This window comes from Xenorhabdus eapokensis, from assembly GCF_001908105.1.
Map to the genome: position 1 here is coordinate 1 of NZ_MKGQ01000064.1, position 6,531 is coordinate 6,531.

At 50.4% G+C, this 6,531-nt stretch carries 1 protein-coding gene and 2 pseudogenes; 2 read left to right on the forward strand and 1 reads right to left on the reverse strand.

Annotation, left to right across the window (positions count from 1 at the left end; all coding sequences use genetic code 11):
• Nucleotides 1-7: 7 nt before the first annotated feature.
• Both Xedl_RS18765 and Xedl_RS39480 read left to right on the forward strand, forming a co-directional pair.
• Nucleotides 8-4,546 (forward strand): annotated as a pseudogene (locus Xedl_RS18765) (non-ribosomal peptide synthetase); the annotation flags it as partial.
• Nucleotides 4,547-4,652: 106 nt separating this feature from the next.
• A pseudogene (locus Xedl_RS39480) lies at nt 4,653-5,120 on the forward strand (transposase family protein); the annotation flags it as partial.
• Between the two features lie 10 nt (nt 5,121-5,130).
• On the opposite strand, the gene Xedl_RS18775 reads toward Xedl_RS39480, so the two are convergent.
• Nucleotides 5,131-6,302, reverse strand: a protein-coding gene (locus Xedl_RS18775) for an IS3 family transposase (RefSeq protein ID WP_143187483.1) whose coding sequence is annotated in 2 segments (ribosomal slippage) — nt 5,131-6,041 and nt 6,041-6,302 — 1,173 coding nt in all. Because the reading frame shifts where the segments join, the coding sequence is not laid out codon by codon here.
• Nucleotides 6,303-6,531: the final 229 nt, after the last annotated feature.

Genomic DNA, 6,531 nt, shown 5'->3' on the forward strand with positions numbered 1-6,531 from the left:
TACCAGATTGATGGAGTACATGCTACCCAATGCGTTTGTGATGCTGGACGCCTTCCCGATGTCCGCCAACGGTAAACTGGATCGCAACGCGCTGCCAGCACCGGATAAGAGCGCTATCGTCAGCCGTGAATACGAAGCACCGCAAGGAGCCACTGAGCAGCAACTGGTGGCCATCTGGCAATCCCTGCTCAATGTGGAACAGGTCGGGCGACAAGACAATTTCTTTGAACTGGGCGGGCATTCCCTGCTGGTAGTCGGCCTGATCGAACAATTACGCTCACACGGTCTGTCCCTTGATGTCAGTGCGGTATTCTCAGCGCCAACGCTGGCGGCCATGAGTGCCCGTTTAACTCAGCAGCGTGAGCAAGATGCAGAAACATTCACCATTCCGCCGAATCTGATCCGCGAAGACAGTCAAACCATAACGCCGGATATGCTGCCATTGGTGACATTAACTCAGGCACAAATTGACCATATTGTTTCCCGCGTATCGGGCGGTGTCGCCAATATTCAGGATATTTACCCGCTTGGGCCATTGCAGGAAGGCATCCTGTTCCACCATTTACTGGAAGAAAAAGGTGACACTTATCTTGAAAATATTCTGATGCACTTTGACAGCCGGATACGGCTGGATGGCTTCTTGCAGGCACTCCAGCGGGTCATTGACCGGCACGATATTCAACGCAGTGCTTTCCACTGGCAGGAGCTTCCAACTCCTGTACAAGTTGTCTATCGCCATGCACCACTGCCAATCACTGAGCTCACGTTATCAGCGGGAGAAAGTGCCGAAACCCAGCTACGGCGTCTGACCGATCCGGCCATAATACGGTTAGATATCACCCAAGCGCCATTATTGGCTGCCTGCATAGCCAAAGATCCTGACACCGAACGATGGTGGCTGAGCTTGCTGCATCACCATCTGGTCTGTGATCATCTGTCACTGGAAATCATGTTTAGCGAAGTACAAGCGCTGATGCTGGGTGAAGAAGAACATTTGCCGGCTTCCCTGCCTTATCGCAATTTTATTGCCCAAACTCGCAAAGTGCCGCTTGAAGTCCACCAGGCCTATTTTCAACGGCTATTGGGTGACATAGAAGAGCCGACTCTGCCATTCGGGTTACTGGATGTACAGGGAAGCCACCGTGATAAACACGATAAAGATAACCTCAATAGAATCGTGGAAGATATCTTCACATTGGATGACCAACTGGCACAGCAAATCCGTGATTGCGCCCGCCGGCAAGGTATCAGTTCAGCCGTTCTGTTCCATGTGGCCTGGGCACAAGTATTGGCACAATGCTGCGGTCGTGATGATGTGGTCTTCGGCACTGTGCTGTTGGGTCGATTACAGGGCGGCATGGGGGCTTCCCAAGTGCTGGGGATGTTTATCAATACGCTACCCGTCCGTATTCAATTACAAGGGCGAACCGTTGAACAGGCTGTGCAGGAAACCTATCAAGGCCTGAGCGAATTGCTGGATCATGAACAGACTCCACTGGCGGTGGCTCAGCGGTGCAGTGCGGTTCAGGCATCATTGCCCCTGTTTAACAGCCTGCTCAACTTCCGCCATAGCCCGCGTGATGAGGAACAATCCCGTTCACCCGTCTGGGAAGGTATCCAAGAGCTGGAAAGCGAAGAGCGCAGTAATTATCCGTTGTCGCTGGACATTGATGATTTTGATGACGAATTCGAGCTCACGACGCAATGCAGCCAGCGCGTTGATCCCGTACGCATTAATAGGTATGTCAACACGGCTCTGCAAGGCATTGTAGCAGCACTGCAACATGCGCCTGAGCAACCTATCCACACTATTGATATCGTGCCATTGGCCGAACGTACCCAACTGTTGGAAACATTTAACGATACCGCGGTTGAATATCCGCAAGACATCTTAGTCCATCAACTGTTTGAACAGCAGGCAGAACAAACACCGGATGTTACTGCGCTGGTGTTTGGTGATACTGCATTGAGTTATGCGGCAGTGAACCGCCACGCTAACCAATTGGCACATTATTTAATCGCCTCCGGTGTGCGGCCGGATGATCGCGTGGCAATTTGTGTTGACCGCAGTCTGGATTTGATCATTGGCCTGTATGCCATTCTCAAAGCGGGAGCGGGTTATGTTCCGCTCGATCCGGAATATCCGGCTGAACGACTGGCTTATCAACTGTCGGACAGCCAGCCGGTGTTATTGCTGACGCAGCAACATTTGCAGGAACTGTTACCTTCAGCAGACTTGCCCGTCTGGCTGCTGGATGATGAAACTCAGCGAAATAAGGTGGCACAACAGCCGGTACATAATCCTGATGTGCCACTTAAACCCCATCATCTGGCCTATATTATCTATACCTCCGGCTCCACCGGTCAGCCCAAAGGCGTGATGCTGGAGCACCGTAATGTGGTGAACTTTATCCATGCCCAGCATCAAACCAGTGAACCACAATTAGGGGATCGTATCCTGCAATTTGCCACCATCGCGTTTGACACCTCGGTCTCCGATATTTTCCCCACGCTGGCCTCCGGTGCAACGCTGGTGCTACGCCCTGCGCATATCCGCGTACCGGATAAAGAATTTGTCGATCTGCTAAATGAGCAGCAAATCACCATTATGGATATGCCCACTGCCTTCTGGCATCACTGGGTACAAGAGATGATGGCGGGACGCAGTGGTTTCGGCCAACATCTGCACACGGTGATTGTCGGTGGTGAGAAAGCGGAACGGCGTCATTTGCTAAACTGGCAATCGATGCCGGAGACGCAATCTTGCCGTTGGATCAACTCGTATGGCCCAACAGAAACCACAGTGATTGCTACCACCTTAACCCTCAATGATAAAGGTCAAGATGCGCCTGAATTGACTGACGCTATCCCGATTGGCTATCCACTGCCTAACACCCGCATTTATATTCTGGATACATTTGGGAAACCTGTACCTTTGGGTGTCGGTGGTGAGATCCATATTGGTGGGGCAGGGGTTGCCCGTGGCTATCTCAACCGCCCCGATTTAACCGCGGAAAAATTTGTGGTCGATCCGTTCAGCAAACAGCCCAATGCCCGTATGTACAAAACGGGTGATCTGGGACGTTGGTTACCCAATGGCATGATTGAGTATCTGGGGCGTAATGATTTTCAGGTTAAGATCCGTGGGTTCCGCATTGAGCTGGGTGAAATAGAAACGCGTCTGGTGCACTGTCCGGAAGTGCAGGAAGCCATTGTCCTGGTTCGAGAAACGACACCGGATGATAAGCGTCTCGTCGCCTATGTTCAGCCGCAATCCGGTGTAAAATTGGTTCCCAGTGAACTGCGTCAGCAACTGGCTCAACATCTTGCTGAGTATATGCTGCCCAGCGCATTTGTAACCCTTGACGCTTTCCCGCTCACCTCTAATGGCAAAATCGACCGTCAGGCATTCCCTGCTCCTGATCAATCTGCCATCGTAACCCGTGATTATGAAGCCCCCCTAGGTGAGGTCGAGATAACACTGGCTCAAATTTGGCAAGATCTGCTCGGATTAGAGCGTATCGGCCGCCATGACCATTTCTTTGAGTTAGGAGGGCATTCGTTGCTCATTCTCAAAGCCTGCTCGTTAGCAATAGAAAAACTTGGGCTTCAGCAGAATATGATGGCGAGCTTGATGAGGTTTACCACTATCCAGGAACAAGCCAGCGCCATTGAAGATCGCGATAATATCTATGTGGGTTCGATGGTCGGCCTGTCACGAAACACCAAAGCCACACCGCTGTTCTTTGCTCCTGGTGCCGGAGGACATGTGCTCTATTTGCGGGAACTCGCGGCTGCATTGGAAGGGACTTATTCCGTTTGGGGTATGCAATCACCAGAGCTAGATGGACGCAGCGATCGCCCATCATACCTTGAGGTAAACGGCCTTGAGGCAATGGCTAGCGTTATGATCGATGATCTTAAGAAAGTTCAACCACATGGCCCTTATTACTTAGGTGGTCACTCTTTCGGAGGCTGGCTCGCATTCGAAATAGCCCGACAACTTCTCCAGCAAGGTGAACACATTGGCTTGCTGGCTTTAGTTGATTGTGAATCCCCTCTAGAGAGCTTAACCCAAAGGATCGAATCAGAATGGTCTAATAGCCGCTGGCTGGCCGAGTTTGGCAATGTGCTGGCTGCATTGGCGGGAGCAGAGGAAAACTTTACCGAAGAAGAATTTCAATCCATGACAGAAGAAGAGCAACTCGATAACTTGCGACTTCGTCTCATTGCAGAGGAACTCTTACCGCCGCAACTTGAACTTAAAGAAATCGCCACCTATTTAAGTGTTTTCAAGGCTCACTCTTTGGCAACTTATCAACCGCAAGAACGCTATTCAGGAACACTCAACCTGTTTCTGGCAAACGATAACCAAGAGTATGCCGAACAGGATACCGCTGCTGAGAGCACTATTGATGGCTGGAAAACGCTGGTGACTGGGGAAGTTATCTGCAAAACTTTATCTGGTGATCATATAACCATTATGCGTCAACCTTTCGTTCAAGGGTTAGCATCGGCCATAACCAGCGCAAATAAATTGGTATAAATATAATCTCACGCGATGCTCGACTTTCGAGGTGAGTTGAAATGACATAGCCGCTCCTTTATAACTTTAAGTCGACAAAAATAGAGAAATAAAGGAACAAAAGGCTATGTCACAGCAAGATTTTATCATTTGGGTGTTTTGTTGGGTAGAGGATAATTTAACAGCGTTACAGCAAGGCACACGATTGAGAAGCCGGGGGATCCCACCTAAGTTGAATGATGCGGAAGTCATCGCGATGGAAGTGATTGGTGAATTCTTAGGATTTTCAACAGATAAAGGCATTTGGACGTATTTTTGTGCCCACTGGCGCGCATGGTTTCTGGGGTTAGGTTCACGCGCTAACTTTGCCAAATAAGCCTCTAATCTTTGGGTTGTCAAACAAAAACTGCAAGAAAAGCTGGCGAGATTATTGGGCGCGTTCGACAAGCCGGTACATATTATCGACGGATTTCCGCTGTCCGTCTGTGGATTCAAAAGAGCAAAAGGCAGTGCCAACTTTAAAGGACAAGCCGATTATGGGTACTGCGCCGCCAAAAACGAAATTTACTACGGCTTTAAAGGGCATCTTATGATAACTGTAGCGGTCAAGAACTTCCGGACACCATTTTAGCCTGCTCCCATTGCTTTTCGTATTCAACGGGAGAAATGCCTCCATTAAAACTATGGGGGCGAATGTAATTATAATATCCGCCCAAATATTTCGTGATATCTCTTATCGCTTCATGCATATCCTGATAGCCTGCCGCTGGCATCCATTCGCTTTTCAGACTCCGGAATACCCGTTCCATCGGCGAATTATCATAGCAGCAGCCCCGGCGGCTCATGCTTTGGATAATCTGGTTTCGCCAAAGTAAGCGGCGGAACTTTTTGCTACTGTATTGACTGCCTTGATCTGAATGAAAAATCAGCCGCCCTTCTATATGGCGCGTTTCCAGGGCATGACTCAGTGCCCGACAGACCAACTCTGCATCCGGGGAGGAAGAGATGGCCATGCCCACCACGCGGCGGGAAAATAAATCCATCACCACCGCGAGGTAACGCCAACCTTCCTGCGTACGAATGTACGTGATGTCCCCGCACCATCGGGTATTTGGGCTAGCCGGGGCAAAATGCTGCTGCAAAAAATCCGGCGACGCCACGTGTTCTTTCCCCGGTGGACGATAACGGTGGGCCCCCGGCTGACGACTTTGCAGGCCGCATTCTTGCATTAGCCGACGAGCCAGCCAGCGCCCAACCGGTGTGCCCTCATTGGTCAGCAAGTGGCTCAGGGAGCGGCTGCCGATGGCCCCCCGACTTTGGTTATACAATTCACGGGTCCGGATGCGCAGCCGCAGACGTTCTGTATCGACAGGACGTTTTCGCCAATCGTAATAGGCGCTGCGTGACACCTTAAATGCCTGACAGAGTTCCGTGACCGGCCATTGGGCACTCAGCCGTGTGATCAACGAATAGCACCACGGCGTATCTCGCTCATCAACACGGCCGCCTGCTTTAGAATGTCTTTTTCCATTTCCAGACGCCTGACCTGTTTTTCCAACGCCTGTATCTGGCGTTGTTCGGGCGTTAAGGCTTTACCGGCAGGCGTTACCCCCTGTATTTCGGCCTTATACTGGCGGATCCATTTTCTCAAGGTACTGGCATCAACGGCCAGTGAATGGGCGATGTCAATAACCCGTTGATGATGGAGAACAACCTGCTGAACCGCTTCCAGCTTAAATTCAACGGAATAGTGGCGTTTGGTCGGTTTCAATTTCATTGTCATGTTAATAACATTAGCAAGCTTTTGAGGTGTCCGAGATCTTTATACCATATATGGACGCCCCAGTTGTGCAAGCACTAAATTGATACGGTTTGCGACCATATATCCGGCGTCATTATGGACTCATTTATCCGCGCCATGATGTCATCCGCACCCTGCTTCCTTCTCACTACATCGGTATATCACTACCTTGTATAAGAACAGGCTATTACAGGGACGGTAGCCG